A 20,663-nucleotide genomic window follows, 5' to 3' on the forward strand; every position below is an offset into this window, starting at 1 on the left:
CGGTTGACATTTCATGTGCCGGTACATAAATTCTTGCACAGGAATTTACATTCACCAATAAGAAATAAATTTCAGCCGGCTGGAGAACCGGCGCCCCGGCTAGCGGTATCGCGTCATCAATAACATTCAATAATCGGCCCGCGCGCGGGCTGGGAGAGAGACAGATGCGTATCAAACCCGTGTTGGCGGCGCTGGCCGCCGCCCTGGCCGCCTGCGCGGCCCAAGCCCAGTCCGACGTCGTGCGCCTGGGTGTTTCCAACGATCGTTCGGGAATCTATTCCGACCTGGGCGGGCTGGGCTCCGAAATGGCCGTGCGCATGGCCGTCGAGGATTTCGGCGGCAAGGTGGCCGGCAAGACCGTCGAGGTCGTCGGCGCCGACAACCAGAACAAGGCTGACGTGGCATCCGCCCTGGTGCGGCGCTGGTTCGACACGCAGAACCTGGTCGCCGTGGTGGACGGCGGCGCGAGCTCGGCGGGGCTGGCCGCGCAAGGCGTGGCGCGCGAAAAAGGCGGGACGGCCCTGATCAGCGGCGGGTTTGCCGGCGACTTCAGCGGCAAGCAATGCAGCAACCTCAGCACGCAATGGGCGCCCGACACCTATGCGCTGGCCAATGCGGTGGTCAAGAGCGTGGTGGAAGGCGGCGGCAAGTCCTGGTACTTCATCACCACCGACTACGTGTTCGGCAAGTCCCTGGAAAGCAACGCCTCGCGCTTCGTGGAAGGCGCCGGCGGCAAGGTCGTGGGCAGCACGCGGCATCCGCTCGGCGCCCTGGATTTCGCCTCGTTCCTGGTCCAGGCGCAATCGTCCAGGGCCGACGTGGTGGGCCTGGCCAGCGCCGGCGGCGACCTGGTCAACCTGATCAAGCAGGCGCAGGAATTCGGGCTGGCGGGCGGCAAGCAGCGCATGCTCACCTTCCTGACCTTCATCAACGACGTGCACGCGATGGGCCTGCCCGTGGCCCAGGGCCTGACCTTCCCCACCGGCTTCTATTGGGACGCCGACGAGGACACGCGCGCCTGGACGCAGCGCTGGCAAAAGAAGATGGGCGTCACGCGCGCGCCGTCGATCGTGCAGGCGCTGAGCTACGTGGCCACCACCCACTACCTGCAGGCGGCGCAAGCGGCCGGCAGCTTCGAGGGCGCGAAGGTCAACCAGAAGATGCGCGAGTTGCCCATCACCACCAAACTGATCAAGAATGCCCGGGTGCGTCCCGAAGATGGCCGCGTCATCATGGACCTGTATCTGGTGGAAGTGAAAAAGCCGGCCGAATCCAAGTATCCGGGCGACTACTACCGCATCCTGTCCACGGTGCCGGGCGAAAAGGTCTTCGTGTCGCTCGCCGACAGCGAATGCCCCCTGGTCAAGAAATAGATCCGGCCTGCCGCGCCGGGCCACGCGCCCGGCCGCAAGGCAAAGCATATCCACAAAGGAGACAACCCATGAAGTGCTATTGCGTCGTCAATTTCCGCGAACCCTTGCAGGAAATGGACCAGCCCACGCCCACGCCGCAGGGGTCGCAGGTGCTGCTCAAGGTCCGGGCGGCCGGCGTCTGCCACAGCGATATCCACTTGTGGGAAGGCGGCTACGACCTCGGCCAGGGCCGCACGCTCTCGCTGAAGGATCGGGGCGTGTCGCTGCCCCTGACCATGGGCCACGAAACGGTGGGCGCCGTCGCGGCCGCCGGCCCCGACGTCCAGGGGCTTGCCGCCGACCGCAACTACCTGGTCTATCCATGGATCGGCTGCGGCAAGTGCCCCTCGTGCGCGGCCGGCATGGAAAACCACTGCACCGCGCCGGCCTGCCTGGGCGTGCACCGCGCCGGCGGCTATGCCGACCACATCATGGTGCCGCATCCGCGCTACCTCATCGACATCGGCGATCTGGACCCGGCGCAGATCGCGCCCTATGCGTGTTCGGGCCTGACCACCTACTCCGCGCTCAAGAAGATCGGCGCCGACGTCTACCGCGATCACCCCGTCGTCATCTTCGGCGCGGGCGGCCTGGGCCTCATGAGCCTGACGCTCATCAAGGCGCTGGGCGGCGCGGGCGCCATCGTCGTCGACATCGACCCCGCCAAGCGCCAGGCCGCGCTGGATGCGGGCGCGCTGGCCGCGATCGACGGCGCCGCGCCCGACGCCGCGCAGCAGATCATCAAGGCCGCGGGCGGCAAGCCGGTGCAGGCCGCGATCGACCTCGTGGGCGCGCCCGCCACCACGTCGCTGGCGTTCGACTTCCTGACCAAGGGCGGCAAGCTGATCATCGTCGGCCTGTTCGGCGGCGCATCGTCGTGGCCCATCGCGCTGATCCCGATGAAGGCGCTGTCGATCATCGGCAGCTACGTCGGCAACCTGGCCGAACTGAAAGAGCTGATGGAACTGGTGCGGACCGGCAAGGTGCCGCCGATGCCGGTGCATCGCCACGCCCTGGCCGAGGCCGACAGCGTGCTGGCGTCGCTGCGCGCCGGCAAGGTGGTCGGGCGGGCCGTGTTGACGGTGGAGTGATCACCGCGCGGCTGCGGCGCTGGCGCCTACGCCGGCCGCAGCCGCGGATCGTAGATGAACCGCTCGCGCCGCACGACCACGATATGCTCGGCGTCGGGATGGGCCGGATTGATCAGGAAATTGCAGTCCGGCACGCCGCGGTACGGCACGATGGCGCTGGGCAGTTCCAGCAGCGCCGACACGCCCGATTCCACCCAGTTGTCGCCCACGGCTTGCGACGCCTCGGCAAAGGGCACGGCTTCCCAGAAGGGATAGTCCTGCTGCAGTTGAGCCAGGGACAGCGTCTGGCGCGCGTCATGGACGGCCTGGGGCACGGCCACCTCGATCAGGTAGCGGTTGGCCTGTTCGGAGGCGCGGGCCGCGAAGTGCACCACGGTTTCCAGCACCGCCAGCGCCACGCTGGACGATGCATAGACCACCGGGGTGCCCGGGCTGTTGTAGCGGCCTCCCACGGCGGCGGCCCCGGCGCCGCTCAGGTCGTCGGCCCGGTACGTGCCCGCCGTCGTGCCGATGCGCCACAGCGAGACGAACTCCGTCATGCGTACACGCCGGCGGCGGCCCGGGCCAGGGTGTCCTCGACGATGCGGCTGCTGGCGTCGGAGGTCAGCAGGGACAGCGGCTTGACGTTGCCCAGCGCAGGCACGGGCGTGTTCAGCCACAGCACCGCTTCCTCGTCGCTGCCGAGCAGCTGGCGGGCCACCCGGGCCACGCGCGCCACGCGTGCAAGCCGGTCGGATTCGCCCAGCGGCAGCGCCTGGCCTTCCCGGGTCCAGCGCGACAGGGACGCCGCCTTGACCTCGGTGATGGCCATGATTTCGGATTTGGGAACCTGCAGGTAGTCGGCGGCGTCATCGACCATCTGGGCCGGCAAGCCGCGCCGCACGTCGCGCGCGATGTCCGTCAGGGGACTGTCGACCAGGCCGCGGAACAGCTGTTTGGCACGCGCGGCCGCATGGCGCGGCGGCCGCTTGGCGCTTGCGCCGCGCTTGGCGGGGGATTTTTCGGCAATGGCGAGGGTCATGGTGTACTCCTGGCGCCGCAGCCGTATGGGGCGCAGCTGAAATTACCAAATTGAATTTATAATATCCCATTTGGAAGTCGGCGCGCAACGCCCGCCGAACCCGCGCAGCGACCGCCGGGCAGCCCGCCACGCACCATGTTTGGGCATATCATAGGCGGCGGCAAATCCCCCCTCGGCACACATACAAGGACTGGCAATGACGGACCGGCAGCTCACGATACTCGCGGCATTGAATCTCATGGTGGCGGTGGGCGCCGGAGCCTTCGGCGCGCATGGACTCAAGCGCATGCTGACGCCCGAACTGCTGGCGGTCTGGCAGACCGGCGTGATGTACCACCTGGTCCACGCGCTGGGCCTGTTCATCATCGCGCTGCTGGGCGCGCGCTTCGGGTCGCCGCTGCTGTCCGCGGCGGGCGTGGTCATGTTCGTCGGCATCGTGCTGTTCTCCGGCAGCCTGTACGTGCTGTCGCTGACGGGCACGCATTGGTTGGGCGCCGTCACGCCCTTTGGCGGCACCGCCTTCCTGGCCGCGTGGGCCATGGTCGCGCTGGCCGCGTACCGCGCCCAAACCTGAATCTCCCTTCCTTCCCCTCGCCGGCGGCAGGAACCGCCGTCCCTCCAGGTTTCAGATGTCTACCTCGACCGCATTATCCGCCGCCCGTGAACCATCCGCCGCCGCAGGCATCGCCTGTGTGGCGGGCGGGATTTTCTTCCTGACGCTCAGCGACGCCAACGCCAAATGGCTGGGCGCGCATTACAACCCGCTGCAGATCCTGTTCCTGCGCGCGCTGATCGCGCTGCCCTTCGTCACCGCGCTGGCACTCTGGCTGGGCGGCCGCCGCGTGCTGCGCACCACCCATGTCGGTCTGCACCTGACGCGCGGCGCCATCAACGTGGTGTCGGCCTGTTGCTTCTACCTGGGACTGCGCGCGCTGCCGCTGGCCGAAGCCACCGCCATCGCGTTCGCCGCCCCGCTGTTCGTCACGGCGCTGTCGGTGCTGATCCTGAAGGAACGCGTGGACGGCAAGCGCTGGCTTGCGGTGCTCGCGGGATTTGCGGGCGTGCTGATCGTGGTGCGCCCGGGCACGGAAGCGTTCCAGGCGGCCACGCTGCTGCCCCTGACCACCGCGCTGCTGTATGCGGTCATGATGATCACGGCGCGCGGCATCAGCCGGGCGGAAGGCATGCTCACCACCACGTTCTACATCGTGCTGGGCCAGCTGGTGTGCAGCGCGGTCGCGCTGCCGTGGGTGTGGCGCGACATCGCGCTCGCGGACCTGCCCTACTTCGGCGCGATCGCGCTCTTCAGCACGCTGGGCCTGGCGCTGATCACGCAGGGATTCCGCATCGGCCCCGCATCCGTGGTTGCGCCCTTCGACTACACGGGCCTGATCTGGGCGACGATCCTCGGCTGGCTCATCTGGCGCGAGGCGCCCGACGCCTACGCCTACCTGGGCGCCGTCTTCATTGCCGGCAGCGGCGTCTACATCGCGGTGCGCGAGGCGCGCGGCAAGTCGCGCCGGCGCGCCGCAACCTGAGGCGCGGGCCGCGCTATTCGCTGGGCGGCGGAAAGTGCCGCTGCAGCACACGCGCCACGTTGGGCTCCTGCGCGGCTTCACGCGCCACGGCCGACAGCGCCGGGCACATCGTGGCGAACCACGACGGCCCCGGGCGCCAATGCGTCATGACCGTCACATACAGGTCCAGCGCCGAAAAGCGCCGGCCCAGCATGTGCGGGGCGCCCGCCTGGCGCTCCAGTTCCTGCCACAGCTCGGCGCGGCGCGTATGCACGCGTTCGCGCAGCAGGTCTGCCGGCGCGCCCACGGTCGTCCATTGCGGCGGATCGTCCCCATAGGTGAACGTGGGATAGACTGCCGCCACCAGGCGCACCAGCAGGTTGAGAAAGCGCGCCCGCTCCGGCTTGCCCGGCGGCGGGGCCAGGCCGGCCTGCGGCGCCACGTCGTTCAGATGCAGGATCATCGCGGCGCTTTCCGTCATGACTTCGCCGTCCGGCAGGACCAGCGTGGGCACCTGCCCCAGCGGATTCAAACGCAGCAGGCGGTCGCGCTCGGGACCGGGCTTGAGGTAAGGCACGTCCGTCAGCGTGTGCGGCACATTGGCCAGCACCAGCGCCATTTCGACGATGGCTGAGCCGCAGCCCGCGGACCCGATCAATTCGTAGGAACTCATGGCAGTCACCCTCCCGATTCCGCCGGGGCCAGCCGCAGCAGTTCGCCCGGCGAGGCGTCCGTCAGCACATACACATACCCGTCCGGCCCCTGCCGCACGTCGCGGATCCGGCGCTTGCGGTCGACCAGCAGCGTTTCTTGCGCCACCACCCGATTGCCGTCCAGCGTCAGGCGTATCAGGTTCTGGTTCGCCAGCGCGCCGATGAACAACGATTTGTTCCACGCAGGAAAGCGATCCGCGTTATAGAAGGCCATACCGCTGATGGCCGGAGACTTCGGCCACCAGTACAGCGGCTGCTCGGTCCCGGCCAGGGTTTCGCCCTTCGCTTCCGGAATCGCGAATCCCGAATAATTGATCCCATACGTGGCCAGCGGCCAGCCGTAATTCTTGCCCGGCTGCACCAGGTTGATCTCGTCGCCGCCGCGGGGCCCGTGTTCGTTTTCCCAGAGCTCCCCCGACCAGGGGTTCAGCGCCATGCCCTGCGGGTTGCGGTGGCCGTACGACCAGATTTCCGGCCTGGCCCCGGCCTTGCCGACAAAGGGATTGTCGGCCGGCACGGACCCGTCGACATTGAGCCGCACCACCTTGCCCTGCAGCTTGTCCAGGTCCTGGGCGGTGGGCCGCTGGTTGTTCTCGCCCAGCGCGATGTAAAGATGCCCCTTGCCGTCGAACACCAGTCGGGACCCGAAATGCAGGCCGGACGACAGCTTGGGTTCCTGGCGGAACAGCACGCGAAAGTCCTGCAGGCCGCTGGCGTCGTCGGCCAGGCGGCCGCGTCCCACCGCGGTGCCGCTCTTGGAGCCGTCCGATTCGGCGTACGACAGGTACACATAGCGGTCGGTGGCGAAATCCGGCGACAGCGCCACGTCCAGCAGCCCGCCCTGGCCGGAGGCCGCCACCTTGGGCACCCCGGCAAGCGGCTTGGACAGGCCGCCCGGCGTGCGCAGCAGGCGCAGGTTGCCGGGACGCTCGGTGACCAGGATCCCGCCGTCGGGCAGGAACGCCATCGACCAGGGATGATCCAGGCCGCCGACGACGGGCGTGACACGCGCGGCCACCGAGGGCGGCTCCTGCGCGGCGCGCGCGATCGCGGGCGCCATCGCGCACGTCAGGGCAAGGGACAGCATGAAGGGGATTGCGCGCGTGCTCGCGGCGGTGCGTGACTGCATGGACATCTCCGGCGGCGACAGGTTGGAAGGCGGGCGGGGAAGGCATGACAGGGAGAGGGAGGCGCGAGGCGTCCCGCGGCTGGCGTACCGGGTGGCGTACCATAGCGCCCTGGGACGGGGGGTCTCCCGTCCTACTTCTCAGGAGCCTCCATCACATGAAACTGTACTACATGCCCGGCGCGTGCTCGCTCGCTTCCCACATCGTCCTGGAATGGATCGGCAAGCCGTACGAAACGCACAAGCTCAGCCGCGACGAGCTCAAGGGTCCGGAGTTTCTGAAGGTCAATCCGCTGGGCGCCGTGCCCGCCCTGACCGATGGCGATTGGGCCATCACGCAGAACGTAGCCATTCTGGAGCACCTGGCCGAACTGGCTCCGCAAAGCCATCTGCTCGGCGACGGCAGCGCGCGTTCGCGCGCCGAAGTGCGCCGCTGGGTCGGTTTCATCAACTCCGACATCCACAAGACCTTCTCCATGATCTTCGGCGCGCAGCGTTACCTCAAGGATGAAGGCGCGCAGAAAGAACTGGCCGCGTCCGCCTCCGCGCTGCTGACCAAGCTGTTCGCGCAACTGGACAAGCAGCTGGCCGGCAAGTCCTATCTGGCGGGCGAGGCCCCGTCGATCGCCGACGCCTACCTCTACGTCGTGCTGCGCTGGGCGCACGCCAAGGAAGTGGACCTGTCGGGCCAGGACAATCTGGCCGCCTTCTTCAAGCGCATGGAAGAAAACGCCGGCGTGAAGGCCGCGCTGAAGGCCGAAGGGCTGTAAGGCGCTGGCTCCGCGCCGGCCCGGCCTGGGGCTGGCGCGCTATTGCGGCTCGTCCGACGCCTGCGACGCGCCGGGCCATGCCTGGCCTTCCAGTGTCTTCTTCACCGCCGCCAGGAAGCGCCGCGCCAGCAGAGGCGGCGCGCTCAGGTTGGAATGCGTGGCCCAGATCTCCACGCCGGCCTGCGGCGCGATCGGACGCAGGGCCATGTGCGCGGCCTGGTCCGGCGTGACGCACCAGGCGTCCACCAGCGCCGGCCCCAGGCCCTGCTGCACGAACGAACAGGCGGTCACGGGGGAATGCACCTCCACCGCCGCCGCGCAGCGCGGCCCCTCCCCGAAGAACGCCTTGAGCGCCCTGCCCAGCGGCGTGTCGCGCGGATAGCCGATCCACGCAGCCGACGAGAAGTCCTCGGGCAGCACCACGTCGTGGCTGGCCAGCGGATGGTCCGGCGGCAGCACGCAGACGACCGGCACCCGCGCCAGCCTGACCGAAGTCAGGTTCGGGTGGTCGGGCGGCTGCATCGAGATCCCGATGTCCGCCTGGCCCGAAAGAAAGTACGCCGCCAGTTCGTCGAACGTCACGCTGCGGTAATCGACCCGCGCGTCCGCGTTGCGCCCGCGAAAGCGCTCCAGCGCCATGGGAATCAGGCGCTGCCCGAAACTGGCGCTGGCCACGATCTTCAGCATCCCGGCCCCCGACTGCCCCAGGCTGGCGGCCAGGTCGTTCACCCGCTGGATGCCGCCATACACCTGCTCGACCTCCGCATACAGGCGCCGCGCCTCGGCGGTGGGCGACAGCCGGCTCTTGACCCGCTCGAACAGGCGGTAGCCCAGGCGGCTCTCGGTCAGCGCCAGCACGCGGCTCACCGCCGGCTGCGACACGTGCAGCATGCGTCCCGCGCCGCTGATCGAACCGGCCACCATGATGGCCCGAAATACCTCGATCTGGCGCAGGTTCAACGGCCGTCCGGCGCTGGGGCCGACCTCGTCGGCATAGGCGTCCGCATTCATTTTCTTCCCCTCTGGCAATAACGGGGGATTATAGGTTTTGGATATTTTTCTATGACGCAGTGCCGCAATGCCGGGTGTAACCTGCCCTCCTCGACAAAACAACACAGGGGAAATCCACCATGCACCGCAAATTCTTCCGCACGCTTTCGGTGGCGGCGCTCAGCGTCGCCATGCTCGGCACGGCCTCGGCAGCCGGCTATCCCGACAAGCCCGTCACATTCGTGGTTCCGTCCGCCGCCGGCGGCTCGCCGGACGTGCTGTCGCGCCTGATCACGACGCAGATCGCCCGCGACACCGGCGCCACGATGGTCATCGAAAACCGTCCCGGCGCCGCCGGCAACATCGGCATCGCGCTGATCAAGCGCGCGGCGCCCGACGGCTATACCGTCGGCTACGGCAACATCAACACGCTGGCCGTGAACCGCTCGCTCTTCAAGCGCCTGCCCTACGACGTGGACAAGGACCTGACGCCGGTCGCCCACATGTTCGACCTGTACAACGCCCTGATCGTCCCGGCGGACTCGCCCGTCAAGAGCGTGCAGGACCTGATCGACCGCGCCCGCAAGGAGCCCGGCCGCCTGTCCTACGGCGCATCGGGCGTGGGCACCACCGGCCACATGGGCGGCGAACTCTTCAAGAGCATGGCCAAGCTGGACGTGATGTTCATCCCCTACAACGGCGGCCCCGCCGCCATCCAGGACCTCCTGGGCGGCCGCCTGGACTACCTGTTCGTCAACACCTCGGAAGCCACGCCGCTGGTCAAGAGCGGCAAGGTCCGCGCCATCGGCGTCAGCAGCCTGAAGCGCCTGCCGACCATGCCCGACGTCCCCACGCTGGACGAATCCGGCCTGAAGGGCTACGAGACCGTCGCCTGGGGCGGCGTGGTCGCGCCCAAGGGCACGCCCGACGACGTGGTGGCGACGCTGAACGCGGCCATCCAGAAGGCGCTGCAGGCTCCCGAAGTGCGCCAGGGCCTGGCTACGCTGGGCGCCGAACCTGCCTCCGGCTCGCCGGCCGAGTTCAAGCAGCTGATCGATCGCGAAACCGCCAAGTGGCAGCAGATCATCGATAACGCCGGCATCGAAAAACTCGACTGAGCACTCCATGACGGCAGACACCTTGCAGGCTGACTTCATCGTGGCGGGCGCCACGCTCATCGACGGATCGGGCGGCCCCGCCCGCCAGGGCGACCTGGCGGTGCTGGGCGAACGCATCGTGGCGGTTGGCGATTTCGCCCATCCCGCCGGCGTGCCGGTCGTCGACGGGCGGGGCCAGGTCCTCGCGCCCGGCTTCATCGACTCGCACACCCACGACGACGGCTACCTGCTGGCGCATCCGGACATGCTGCCCAAGGTGTCGCAAGGCATCACCACGGTCGTCACCGGCAACTGCGGGATCAGCCTGGCGCCCCTGTCGCGCACGCAGATCCCGCAACCGCTGGATCTGCTGGGTCCGGCCGACCTGTTCCGCTTCGGCACCTTCCGCGCCTGGATGGACGCGCTGCGCGCCACCCCCGCCGCGGTCAACGTGATTCCCCTGGTGGGGCACACCACCCTGCGCGTGGCCGTCATGGACGACACCTCGCGCGCCGCGGACGACGCCGAACGCGCCGCCATGCGCGACCTGATGCAGGAAGCGCTGGACGCAGGCGCATTCGGCGTGTCCACCGGCACCTTCTACCCGCCCGCCAGCGCGGCGCCCACCGACGAGATCATCGACGTGTGCCAGCCGCTGCGCGGCCGCGCCGGCATCTACGCCACGCACCTGCGCGACGAAGCCGACCACATCGTGCCGGCCATGGAGGAAGCGCTGCTGATCGGCCGCGAACTCGATTGCCGCGTGGTGTTCTCGCACCACAAGCTGGCCGGGGAACGCAACCACGGCCGCACCCGCGAAACGCTCGACATCATCAGCCGCGCGGCGGCCTCGCAGCCCGTCTGCCTGGACTGCCACCCCTACCCCGCCACCTCGACCATGCTGCGGCTCGACCGCGCGCGGCTTGCCAGCCGCACGATGATCACCTGGTCCAAGGGCTACCCTGAAGCCACCGGCCGCGACTTCAGCGACGTCATGGCCGAACTGGGCCTGGACGACGAAGCCGCCCTCGCCCGTCTGGCGCCAGCCGGCGCCATCTATTTCCTGATGGACCCGGCGGACGTCAACCGCATCTTCGCGCACCCCCTGACCATGGTCGGGTCCGACGGGCTGCCCTTCGATCCGCATCCGCATCCCCGCCAGTGGGGCACCTTCACCAACGTGCTGCGCACGATGGTGCGCGAGCAGAACCTGCTGACGCTGGAAACCGCCATCCACAAGATGACCGGGCTGGCGGCCGCCCAGTACGGCGTGGCCGGGCGCGGCCTGCTCCAGGAGGGGTATCATGCTGACCTGGTGCTGTTCGATCCCGCCACCGTCACTGACGCGGCGACTTTTTCAGCTCCCATTCAGGCAAGCCAGGGCATCCACGCGGTGTGGGTCAATGGCAGGCAGGTCTGGGACGGGGAACGAACCGGTGCCGAACGCCCGGGCCAGGTTCTGACGCCCGGTGATGCATGACCACGGAGTTCATAAAGTGAAGACGTTTTCCCAGGGCTGCTACCTGGGTGTATTGGGCGGAATGGGGCCCATGGCCGGCGCGGCCTTCGCCCTCCGCCTGGCGGCGCTGACGCCCGCCTCGATCGACCAGCACCACATCCCCACGCTGCTGCGCAATGATCCGCGTATTCCCGACCGCTCCAGCGCCTACATGGCCGGCGGCGAGAATCCCCTGCCCTACATGGTCGAAGGCGTGCGCTTCCTGGAACAGGCCGGCGCCCAGCTCATCGCCATTCCGTGCAACACCGCGCATCTCTGGTTCGACGAGATCGCGGCGTCCACCCGCCTGCCAGTCCTGCACATCATCCAGGCCGTCATCGAGGACCTGCGCCGCCTCGGCCTGCCCAGCGGCCGCATCGGCCTGATGGGCACCGCCGCGACGCTCAAGCTCGGCCTCTACCAGCGGCACCTGGAGGCCCAGGGCTACGAATGCATCGTGCCCGACGACGACGAAGTCGAACGCTATTGCATGGGTTCGATCCGCGCCGTCAAGGGCAACCAGCTCGAAGACGCCTTCGCCCCCGCCGCCGAGTGCATCGCCCGCCTGAAGGCGCGCGGCGCCGACGCCGTGGTGCTGGGCTGCACCGAACTGCCGCTGGCCGTGCCGCACGCGCTGCGCCCCAGCCTGGGCGTGACGCTCACGGACTCCATCGACGCCCTCGCCCGCGCGGCGATCGCACACTACCAGGCCGACCAGCCGGAACAGCTGATCGCGGCTTGATGTAGGCCCCCACGCTGCGCTCGCTTGCTGCCCCCCGAGGGGGCTATCCCGCCTTCGGGCGGCCGAGCGGCGGGATGTAGGCCCCCACGCCGCACTCGCGATTCGAGCTGTGTCTGACACCCAGGCGAAATGCCCTCGGGCGAGTCTCGGTGGCTCAAGGGTGTCAGACACCTCTCCCCCTGGCGCGGAATGCCGAAAGCAAAAAAAAGGCGCATCTCCCGATGCGCCCACTTCCTTCGCGGGGAAGCCGTCAACCGCCCAGGTACGCCTTGCGGACCTTGTCGTTGACCAGCAGGTTGGCGCCCGTGTCCTGCAGCACCACCCGGCCGTTTTCCAGCACGTAGCCGCGGTCCGCCACGCCCAGCGCCTTGTTCGCATTCTGCTCGACCAGGAACACGGTCACGCCCTGCTCGCGGATCTCGCGGATGATGTCGAAGATCTGCGCGATCACCAGCGGCGCCAGGCCCAGCGTGGGCTCGTCCAGCAGCAACAGGCGCGGACGCGTCATCAGCGCGCGGCCGATCGCCAGCATCTGCTGCTCGCCGCCCGACATCAGGCCGGCGCGCTGCGCGGAGCGTTCCTTCAGGCGCGGGAACAGGCCATAGACGTGGTCGATGCCGGCCTGGATTTCTTCGCGCTTGGAGAAGAAGCCGCCCATCATCAGGTTCTCGGCCACGGTCAGGTCCTTGAACACGCGCCGCCCTTCCGGCGAAATGGCGATGCCACTGCGCATGATGTGGTGCGTGTCCTTGTGGGTGATGTCCTCGCCCTCGAACGTGATCTTGCCCTCGCGGGCCCGGGGATTGCCGCAGACCGTCATCAGCAGCGTCGTCTTGCCCGCGCCGTTGGCGCCGATCAGCGTGACGATCTCGCCCTTGTTGACGTCCACCGACACGCCGTTCAACGCCTGGATGGCGCCGTAGTACGTGTGTATGTTTTCCAGCTTGAGCATCATTCCTCCCCCAGGTACGCCTTGATGACGCGCTCGTCGTTGCGCACCTGCTCGGGGGTGCCGGTCGTGATGGGCTTGCCGTGCTCCATGACGAGAATGCGGTCCGAAATCCCCATGATCAGGCTCATGTCGTGCTCGATCAGCAGCACCGCGACGCCGAACTCGCGCCGCAGCTGGTCGATCAGGGATTGCAGATCCCGCTTTTCCTGCGGATTCAGGCCCGCCGCAGGTTCGTCCAGCATCAGCAGGCGTGGCTTGGTGATCATGCAGCGCGCGATCTCCAGGCGCCGCTGGTGGCCGTAGGCCAGGTTGCCGGCTTCGCGGTTGGCGAATTCGCGCAGGCCCATGAAATCCAGCCATTGCGCCGCGCGCGAGAGCGCGTCGGCTTCGGACTGGCGGTAGCCCTTCAGCTTGAGCAGGCCCGGCAGCAGCCGCGATTCCACCTGCGTATGCTGCGCCACCAGCAGGTTCTCCAGCACCGTCAGCTGCTTGAACAGGCGCACGTTCTGGAACGTGCGCACCAGCCCGTGCCGCGCCACCTTGTGGCTGGGCAGGCCCGTGATGGACTTGCCGTCCATGATAATCTCGCCCGCCGTGGGGGCATAGAAGCCGCCCACGCAGTTGAACACGGTGGTCTTGCCGGCCCCGTTGGGGCCGATGATGGCGAACACCTCGTCGGACTTGACCTCGAACGCCACGCTGTCGACGGCCAGCAGGCCGCCGAAGCGCATGGTCAGTCCGGAAACTTTCAGCAATGCCTCGCTCATTTAGACAGCTCCACGTGGGGACGCTTCATGGGCAACAACCCCTGCGGACGCCACATCATCATCAACACCATCACCAGGCCGAACATCAGCATCCGGTACTCGGCGAACTCGCGCGCCAGCTCGGGCAGGACGGTCAGCAGGACGGCGGCGAGGATCACGCCCACCTGCGACCCCATGCCGCCCAGCACCACGATGGCCAGGATCAGCGCGGATTCGATGAAGGTGAAGGACTCCGGGTTCACCATGCCCTGGCGGGCGGCGAAGAATGCGCCGCCAAAGCCGGCGAACATGGCGCCCAGCGTGAACGCGGAAAGCTTGATGCGCGTGGGGTTCAGCCCCAGCGAGCGGCAGGCGATCTCGTCTTCGCGCAGCGCTTCCCATGCACGGCCGACCGGCATGCGGATCAGGCGCGTGGACACGAACAGGGTGATCAGCGCCAGCAACAGCGCCATCATGTACAGATAGATCACCATGTCCTGGTTCTGGAAGGTCAGTCCGAAGAACTCGTGGAACGTCGTGCCGCCTTCCGTGCTGGGACGGCGCGTCATTTCCAGTCCGAAGAACGTGGGCTTGGGAATGCCCGAAATGCCGTCCGGACCGCCCGTGAGCTTGTTCAGGTTGATGAGCAGCAGGCGGATCATTTCGCCGAAGCCCAGCGTCACGATGGCCAGGTAATCGCCACGCAGCCGCAACACCGGGAAGCCCAGCACGAAGCCGAACAGCGCCGCCATCGCGCCCGAGAACGGCAGCGCTTCCCAGAAGCTCCAGCCGCCCCAGTGGTACAGCAAGGCGTAGGTGTAGGCGCCCACCGCGTAAAAGCCCACGAAGCCCAGGTCCAGCAGCCCCGCGAAGCCCACCACGATGTTCAGCCCCAGGCCGAGCATCACGTAGATCAGCACCAGCGTCGCGATGTCGACCGAGCTGCGGCCCGCGAAGAACGGCCAGATCACCGCGATGGCCAGGAACAGCAGCATCAGCGCCTTGTTGTTCTTGGCCGGCGCCGACGGCAAGGTGGGCAGGCCCGTCTTGAGCTTCTGAAACGGGATCGCAAGCCAGGGCCGCAACAGTTGAAACAGGAACACGACCGCGGCGGCAATCGCCACCAGCGACCAGTTCGATTCCATCGAGGTGCGGGCGCCCTGTCGGATCAGTTGCAGGCCGAAGACCGGGGTAACGATGACCGCCGTCAGCACGGCCGCCATCGTGGCGTTTTTGAGATTGTTCTTGGACATCAGACTTTTTCCACCTCAGGTTTGCCCAGCAGCCCGGTGGGACGGAACAGCAGAATCAGGACCAGCAGCGAAAACGCCACGATGTCCTTGTACTGTGACGATATATAGGCGGCCGCGAAGGTCTCGGCCAGGCCCAGCAGCACGCCGCCCAGCATGGCGCCGGGGATGCTGCCGATACCGCCCAGCACCGCCGCCGTGAAGGCCTTGATGCCGGCCAGGAAGCCGATGAAGGGATTGAGCTTGCCGATGGTGATGGCGATCAGCACGCCGCCCACCGCCGCCAGGATCGCGCCCATCACGAACGTGAACGAGATCACGCGGTTGGTGTCGATGCCCAGCAGGTTGGCCATGTGCATGTCCTGCGAGCAGGCGCGCGACGCGCGGCCCATGCGGGAATACTTGATGAACAGCGTCAGCGCGATCATCAGCACCACCGTCACCACGATGATCATGATGCGCGAATACGGGATCGTCACGTCGAAGTCGGAACCCATGTGGAACTGCACGGCGCCCGACACCAGCGAAGGCACGGCCATGTCGCGCGCGCCCTGGCCCAGGGCCACCCAGTTCTGCAGGAAGATCGACATCCCGATGGCGGAGATCAGCGCCACCAGCCGGGGGCTGCCGCGCACGGGCCGGTACGCGACCCGCTCGACCGAAAAGCCGTAGATGCCGGTGACGGCGATGGCCACGAGCAGCATCGTCGCAATGATGAAGGGCGTCGGCAGACCGCTGTTGGTGCCGATGGCCGTCAGGGTGACCAGGCCCACATAGGCGCCGATCATATAGATTTCGCCGTGGGCGAAGTTGATCATACCGATGATGCCGTAGACCATTGTGTAGCCGATGGCGATCAGCGCGTAGATCGCTCCCAGGGACAATCCGTTGAAGAATTGCTGGGTAAGTTGGGGTATGAGGTCAGACATGATTCTCTTGCTCCAAATGGTTCCGGCCCCGGTGGTAAGACCCGGAGCCGGAAACCTGGGCGTATTTTATAAGGGCCTGTGATCACCGCCTTGCCGGCCGCACAGCGCTTTTGGCGCATCGCTACGCGGATTACGACAAGACAGAGACGACAGGCCCCACACGCCGGCGGCATGCCGGCGGGATCGCGAGTTTACAGCTGGGTCTTCTTTCCGTCCTTGTCCCACTTATAGACGGCGAACTCGAAGTTCTTCAGGTCGCCCTTGGCATCGTATTCGACCTTGCCGATGCCGGTGTTGAACGCGGTCTTGTGCATGTAGTCGGCGACCTTGGCGGGATCTTCGCCCACGGCGTTGATGCTGTCGGCCAGGATCTGGACCGCGGCGTAGGCCGGCATCTGGAAGGCGCCGTCCGGATCGCGCTTGGCGTCCTTGAATGCCTTGACGATGCTTTCGTTGCCCGGCAGCTTGGTGAAGTCGGCCGGCAGCGTGACCAGCAGGCCGTCGATGGCCGGGCCGGCGATGGCCACCAGATCCTGGTTGGCGGTGCCTTCCGGACCCATGAACTGGACCTTCAGGCCCTGTTCGCGCGACTGGCGCAGCAGCAGGCCCAGTTCGGGGTGGTAGCCGCCGAAGTAGACCAGGTCCACGCCCGCGGACTTGAGCTTGGTGATGATGGCCGAGTAGTCGCTGTCGCCCACGTTGATGCCTTCGAACAGCGCAACGTTGACGTTTTCCTTGGCCAGCGCGTCCTTGACCTGCGTGGCCACGCCCGAGCCGTAGGTCTGCTTGTCGTGCAGGACGGCGACCTTCTTGGGCTTGAGGGTCTTGGCGATGTAGCTGGCGGCGTACGGGCCTTGCTGGTCGTCGCGGCCGATCGTGCGGAAGAAGAAGTGCGGCTTGATGGTGTCGGTGACCAGCGGCGACGTCGCGCCCGGGGTGATGCCGACGATGCCCTCTTCTTCGTAGACCTTCACGGCGGCGACCGTCACGCCCGAGCACGCATGGGCCACGGCGAACTTGGCGCCGGAATTGACCACGCGGTTGGCGGCGGGCACGGCCTGCTTCGGTTCGCAGCCGTCGTCGATCAGGATGGGTTCGAGCTTCTTGCCCTTGACGCCGCCCTTGGCGTTGATGGTTTCGATGGCGGTCAGCGCGCCGGCCTGGATCTGGTCGCCGTATTGCGTGTTGGGACCGGTCATGGGCTGGGGAATGCCGATCTTGATCGTGTCGGCGGCGTGCGCGGCGCCAGCCAAGGCAAGTGCCCCAAGCGCCATGGCTACCGGGGTAAGGCGATTCAGAAACTTCATGCGGAGTTCTCCAGCGAGGTTTTGAGCGGCTCTGTTCAACACGGGTTATCGGGAGAGTACCCCTTGGTCCGCATTGCCCGTCGCCGGCTTCTTGGGCAAAAACACGGTGTGGCCGGTATTCTGAAAGCTAGCCGTCATACTGTCACTGCGTGTAATCCCCAATATTTTCCAAGCCGCCTTTAATCGTGACGCATCAGCGCCGCAAGGCCGTGAAAACACTGGATAAATCGCAAAAACGCCTTGATTGAAAACTGGCGTTCGCCTGGGATTTGTGCTTGTCCGTTTATATGAATAATCATTAATACGCTGTTTAAGTACGCATTTAAATACAGTACTTACACAGGTCTTACGGATAATCTACGCACATTAATAATCGGGATATTCCGAACGCCGTTTCGGGGAGGTTATCCGGGGGCAAGGCCCGCGCCGGCATGACAAGGCGTCGGCCCCCGGCCGGCGCCCCTCCGCTCTCAGGCGTTGGCCGGCTTGGCCAGGTTCCACATCAGCGCACGGAACGGCGCCAGCATGCTGATATTGACGACCAGCTTGATCGCCAGGTCGCCCATCATCCAGGTCACCCAGGGCGCCCCGCTGGCGGCGAATGCGACGCTGAAGAATACCGCCGTGTCCAGGATCGCCCCGAGCACGCCCGAGGCCAGCGGCGCCCGCCACCAGCGCTGGTCGCGCAGGCGGTCGAACACCTGGATGTCCACGAGCTGGGCGCAGATGTAGGCCAGGCCGGATGCCAGCGCGATGCGCGGCGAAGCCACCCACACCGAAACCGCCAGCGCGGCGGCAAAGCCGAACCACACGACGCGGCGCGCGGCGCCCGGGCCGAAACGGCGGTTCAGGACGTCGGTGACCAGGAAAGCCACGGGATAAGACAGCCCGCCCCAGGTCAGCCAGTCATTGAGCGGCACCTGGACCAGGATGTTCGAGCCCACCACCACGACCAGCATGCACAGCACGGAAATCCCGAATTGCGTGCGCGTCATGGCGGGAAAGTGCGCGGTCGACGCCTTCATTTGCCGAACTCCTCGGCCAGTTCGCGCGACCGGCGCGCCGCGGCCGCCATCGCGTCTTCGACGATGCCCGCAAAGCCCGCCGCCGCGAACGCGTCCAGCGCCGCCGCGGTGGTGCCGCCCTTGGACGTGACGCGCTCGCGCAGCACGGACAGGGGTTCGACGGATTCCGCGGCCAGCCGGGTGGCGCCGGCCAGCGTGCCCAGCGCAAGCTCCCGGGCCTGCTCCGCGGTCAATCCGACCTTCTGTCCGCCGGCCACCAGGGCCTCAAGGAACAGGAACACATACGCGGGCCCGCTGCCCGACAACGCCGTGACGCCGTCCAGCGCGGCGTCGTCCGCCACCCAGACCACCTGCCCCACGCTGGACAGCAGGCGCGCGGCCAGTTCGCGGTCTTCCTGGGTGACGCCCGGCAGCGCCGCCAGGCCGGTGGTGCCCGCGCCCACCAGCGCCGGGGTATTCGGCATGCAGCGCACCAGTCGCCCAAAAGGCGCCTGCGGCGTGCCCAGCCACGCGGCCAGCGTATCGGCGCGCAAGCCCGCTGCCACGCTGATCACCAGGGTGTCGTCTTGCAGCCACTGACGCGTGGAAGCCACAACGTCTTTCATGTTCTGTGGCTTGACCGCGAACACCCAAACGCGGCAGCGCGCCAGGGCCTCGCCGGGGGCCGTCGCGGTGGTCATGCCGCGGGCCTGCCAGGCGGCGTGCGCATCCTGGTTTATGTCAATGACATGAATGTCCGCGGCAGCGCATACTTTGCCGGCCAGACCGGCGGCCAGCGCAGCCGCCATGTTGCCGCCGCCGATGAACGCAATCGAAAGTTCGTTTTTCATAGGCCGCGATTGTAAACGGTCGGCTTCCCAGGGGAGGATGCGGAAAATGTTCGTTCGCGCCTGAAACGCGCAATTTGACAGGCGTTTAGACTGATGTGAAAGTCACGGTTTTGTCACAAACAATTCATAAGGTGACGTGTTTCATGCGGCCGGACACCCCGGCGCAACACGCCCAACTGGAGAACCTTTATGCGATCCCACCGTATTGCCCTGACCTTTGCCGCCATCATGACGGCTTTCGCCGGCGCTTCCGCGCAAGCAGCCACCGAGATCCAGTTCTGGCATTCGATGGAAGGCGCCCTGGGCGACCGCGTCAACGGCCTGGTCGAGGAATTCAACAAGAAGAATCCTGACTTCGTGGTCAAGGCCGTCTACAAAGGCAACTACGGTGAATCCATGAACGCCGGCATCGCCGCGTTCCGCGCCGGCAACGCGCCGGACATCCTGCAGGTCTTCGAAGTCGGCACCGCCACCATGATGTACGCCAAGGGCGCCATCAAGCCGGTGCAGCAGATGTCCGAAGAAGCCGGCAACCCGATCGATCCGAAGGAATTCATCGGCGCCGTGGCCGGCTACTACTCGTCGGCCGACGGCAAGCTGGTGTCGATGCCCTTCAACAGCTCGACCGTGGTGTTCTACTACAACAAGGACGCCTTCAAGAAGGCCGGCCTGGACGCCGAGAATCCCCCCAAGACCTGGGAAGAACTGGCCGCCGCCGGCCAGAAGCTGAAGGCCGCGGGCCAGGAATGCGGCTACACGACCTCCTGGCCGTCCTGGACCCAGCTCGAGACCTTCTCGGCCTGGCATAACGTGCCCTACGCCACCAAGGACAACGGCTTCGGCGGCCTGGATGCACGCATCGCCATCAACACCCCGCTGCACGTTCGCCACCTCGAAAACCTGGCCAAGCTGGGCAAGGAAGGCATCTTCATGTACGGCGGCCGCGGCGACGAACCCAACTCGCTGTTCATCAGCGGCAAGTGCGCCATGATCACCGGTTCGTCCGGCCTGCGCGCCAACATCGCCAAGAACGCCAAGTTCGAATTCGGCACCTCGACCCTGCCCTACTACGCCGACGTCAAGGGCGCACCGCAGAACACCATCATCGGTGGCGCCTCGCTGTGGGTCTTCGCCAACAAGAAGCCGGAAACCTACAAGGGCGTGACCGCGTTCTTCAAGTTCCTGGCCAGCCCGGAAATCGCCGCCCGCTGGCACCAGCAGACCGGCTACGTGCCCGTTACCAAGGCCGCCTACGAGCTGACCAAGAAAGAAGGCTTCTACGACAAGAACCCCGGCACCGAAGTCGGCGTGAAGCAGCTCAACGTCGAAACCACCGCGCAATCGCGCGGCCTGCGCCTGGGCTTCCTGCCGCAGATCCGCGAGATCGAGGACGCTGAAATCGAACGCATCGTTTCCGGCAAGGTCACCGCCAAGGACGGCGCCGAAAACATCGTCAAGCGCGGCAACGAGCTGCTGGAAAAGTTCGAGAAGAGTGTAAAGTAACGCCCTTTCGCGCGATCTGACCGCCGCCTTGTCAATCGGCATTTTCCATGCTGTGGCAAGGACTTAAGAGGCTTAAAGCCCTGGTTTTTTTAGGGCTTTAAGCCTATCGTGTTTTTATGAGTGCCGGAGCTTTCGGGCTCCGGG

The 20,663-nt window shown here is 66.7% G+C and carries 21 protein-coding genes; 9 read left to right on the forward strand and 12 right to left on the reverse strand.

Annotated elements, in window-relative coordinates; genetic code table 11:
* Nucleotides 1-164: 164 nt before the first annotated feature.
* A complete protein-coding gene (locus tag ABE485_RS17265) occupies nucleotides 165-1,373 on the forward strand; it encodes an ABC transporter substrate-binding protein (protein ID WP_346516485.1) in 1,209 nt (402 codons plus the stop codon).
* 68 nt (nucleotides 1,374-1,441) lie between these two features.
* The gene (locus ABE485_RS17270) at nucleotides 1,442-2,503 is read left to right on the forward strand and encodes an alcohol dehydrogenase (protein WP_346516486.1); all 1,062 of its coding nucleotides are present in this window, start codon (nucleotides 1,442-1,444) and stop codon (nucleotides 2,501-2,503) included.
* 26 nt (nucleotides 2,504-2,529) lie between these two features.
* Here ABE485_RS17270 and ABE485_RS17275 read toward each other — a convergent pair whose 3' ends face one another.
* Both ABE485_RS17275 and parS read right to left on the reverse strand, forming a co-directional pair.
* Entirely contained in the window at nucleotides 2,530-3,042 is a 513-nt protein-coding gene (locus ABE485_RS17275; RefSeq protein WP_346516487.1) for an RES family NAD+ phosphorylase, read from the reverse strand.
* Nucleotides 3,039-3,524: a type II RES/Xre toxin-antitoxin system antitoxin gene (gene parS, locus ABE485_RS17280; RefSeq protein ID WP_346516488.1), complete on the reverse strand. Its 486-nt coding sequence runs from the start codon at nucleotides 3,522-3,524 to the stop codon at nucleotides 3,039-3,041. The genes ABE485_RS17275 and parS overlap by 4 nt, the downstream gene beginning before the upstream one ends.
* A 196-nt stretch (nucleotides 3,525-3,720) precedes the next feature.
* Between parS and ABE485_RS17285 the strand changes: the two genes are divergently transcribed.
* Complete coding sequence (locus ABE485_RS17285; RefSeq protein WP_346516489.1) at nucleotides 3,721-4,098, forward strand: DUF423 domain-containing protein; 378 nt, start codon at nucleotides 3,721-3,723, stop codon at nucleotides 4,096-4,098.
* 55 nt (nucleotides 4,099-4,153) lie between these two features.
* Nucleotides 4,154-5,062: a DMT family transporter gene (locus ABE485_RS17290; RefSeq protein WP_346516490.1), complete on the forward strand. Its 909-nt coding sequence runs from the start codon at nucleotides 4,154-4,156 to the stop codon at nucleotides 5,060-5,062.
* A 13-nt stretch (nucleotides 5,063-5,075) separates the two neighbouring features.
* On the opposite strand, the gene ABE485_RS17295 is transcribed toward ABE485_RS17290, so the two are convergent.
* Nucleotides 5,076-5,714 carry a glutathione S-transferase family protein gene (locus ABE485_RS17295; RefSeq protein ID WP_346516491.1) on the reverse strand — a complete coding sequence of 213 codons (639 nt, stop codon included), beginning with the start codon at nucleotides 5,712-5,714 and terminating at the stop codon, nucleotides 5,076-5,078.
* A gap of 5 nt (nucleotides 5,715-5,719) precedes the next feature.
* Complete coding sequence (locus ABE485_RS17300) at nucleotides 5,720-6,883, reverse strand: PQQ-dependent sugar dehydrogenase (RefSeq protein WP_430795435.1); 1,164 nt, start codon at nucleotides 6,881-6,883, stop codon at nucleotides 5,720-5,722.
* A gap of 155 nt (nucleotides 6,884-7,038) precedes the next feature.
* Here ABE485_RS17300 and ABE485_RS17305 point away from each other — a divergent pair, with 155 nt between their 5' ends.
* Nucleotides 7,039-7,650, forward strand: a complete 612-nt coding sequence (locus tag ABE485_RS17305; RefSeq protein ID WP_346516492.1) for a glutathione S-transferase family protein — start codon at nucleotides 7,039-7,041, stop codon at nucleotides 7,648-7,650.
* Nucleotides 7,651-7,689: 39 nt separating this feature from the next.
* On the opposite strand, the gene ABE485_RS17310 is transcribed toward ABE485_RS17305, so the two are convergent.
* Complete coding sequence (locus ABE485_RS17310; RefSeq protein ID WP_346516493.1) at nucleotides 7,690-8,661, reverse strand: LysR family transcriptional regulator; 972 nt, start codon at nucleotides 8,659-8,661, stop codon at nucleotides 7,690-7,692.
* Nucleotides 8,662-8,780: 119 nt separating this feature from the next.
* On the opposite strand from ABE485_RS17310, the gene ABE485_RS17315 reads away from it, so the two are divergent.
* From ABE485_RS17315 to ABE485_RS17325, 3 genes are read left to right on the forward strand one after another with little or no spacing between them, the layout of a single operon-like run.
* Entirely contained in the window at nucleotides 8,781-9,758 is a 978-nt protein-coding gene (locus ABE485_RS17315) for a Bug family tripartite tricarboxylate transporter substrate binding protein (protein ID WP_346516494.1), read from the forward strand.
* Nucleotides 9,759-9,765: 7 nt separating this feature from the next.
* Complete coding sequence (locus ABE485_RS17320; RefSeq protein ID WP_346516495.1) at nucleotides 9,766-11,217, forward strand: N-acyl-D-amino-acid deacylase family protein; 1,452 nt, start codon at nucleotides 9,766-9,768, stop codon at nucleotides 11,215-11,217.
* Between the two features lie 16 nt (nucleotides 11,218-11,233).
* Complete coding sequence (locus ABE485_RS17325; RefSeq protein ID WP_346516496.1) at nucleotides 11,234-11,977, forward strand: aspartate/glutamate racemase family protein; 744 nt, start codon at nucleotides 11,234-11,236, stop codon at nucleotides 11,975-11,977.
* Nucleotides 11,978-12,227: 250 nt separating this feature from the next.
* Here the strand turns inward: ABE485_RS17325 and ABE485_RS17330 are convergent, their stop codons facing one another.
* From ABE485_RS17330 to proC, 7 genes are all read right to left on the reverse strand, one after another.
* Nucleotides 12,228-12,929, reverse strand: a complete 702-nt coding sequence (locus tag ABE485_RS17330; RefSeq protein ID WP_346516534.1) for an ABC transporter ATP-binding protein — start codon at nucleotides 12,927-12,929, stop codon at nucleotides 12,228-12,230.
* Nucleotides 12,929-13,696: a high-affinity branched-chain amino acid ABC transporter ATP-binding protein LivG gene (livG, locus tag ABE485_RS17335; protein WP_346516497.1), complete on the reverse strand. Its 768-nt coding sequence runs from the start codon at nucleotides 13,694-13,696 to the stop codon at nucleotides 12,929-12,931. The genes ABE485_RS17330 and livG overlap by 1 nt, the downstream gene beginning before the upstream one ends.
* Complete coding sequence (locus tag ABE485_RS17340) at nucleotides 13,693-14,928, reverse strand: high-affinity branched-chain amino acid ABC transporter permease LivM (protein WP_346516498.1); 1,236 nt, start codon at nucleotides 14,926-14,928, stop codon at nucleotides 13,693-13,695. Before ABE485_RS17340 ends, livG begins: the two co-directional genes overlap by 4 nt.
* The gene (livH, locus tag ABE485_RS17345) at nucleotides 14,928-15,854 is read right to left on the reverse strand and encodes a high-affinity branched-chain amino acid ABC transporter permease LivH (RefSeq protein ID WP_346516499.1); all 927 of its coding nucleotides are present in this window, start codon (nucleotides 15,852-15,854) and stop codon (nucleotides 14,928-14,930) included. Before livH ends, ABE485_RS17340 begins: the two co-directional genes overlap by 1 nt.
* A gap of 191 nt (nucleotides 15,855-16,045) precedes the next feature.
* On the reverse strand, nucleotides 16,046-17,161 hold the full coding sequence (locus ABE485_RS17350) for a high-affinity branched-chain amino acid ABC transporter substrate-binding protein (protein ID WP_346516500.1): 1,116 nt from the start codon (nucleotides 17,159-17,161) through the stop codon (nucleotides 16,046-16,048).
* A 470-nt stretch (nucleotides 17,162-17,631) separates the two neighbouring features.
* Nucleotides 17,632-18,186 (reverse strand): queuosine precursor transporter, encoded by a 555-nt coding sequence (locus ABE485_RS17355; protein ID WP_346516501.1) that lies wholly within the window; start codon nucleotides 18,184-18,186, stop codon nucleotides 17,632-17,634.
* Entirely contained in the window at nucleotides 18,183-19,016 is an 834-nt protein-coding gene (gene proC, locus ABE485_RS17360) for a pyrroline-5-carboxylate reductase (RefSeq protein ID WP_346516502.1), read from the reverse strand. The genes ABE485_RS17355 and proC overlap by 4 nt, the downstream gene beginning before the upstream one ends.
* Before the next feature lie 189 nt (nucleotides 19,017-19,205).
* Between proC and ugpB the strand changes: the two genes are divergently transcribed.
* Nucleotides 19,206-20,519, forward strand: a complete 1,314-nt coding sequence (gene ugpB, locus ABE485_RS17365) for a sn-glycerol-3-phosphate ABC transporter substrate-binding protein UgpB (RefSeq protein WP_346516503.1) — start codon at nucleotides 19,206-19,208, stop codon at nucleotides 20,517-20,519.
* Nucleotides 20,520-20,663 lie beyond the last annotated feature (144 nt).

Source organism: Achromobacter spanius (genome assembly GCF_039673305.1).
Lineage (GTDB): Bacteria > Pseudomonadota > Gammaproteobacteria > Burkholderiales > Burkholderiaceae_B > Achromobacter > Achromobacter spanius_F.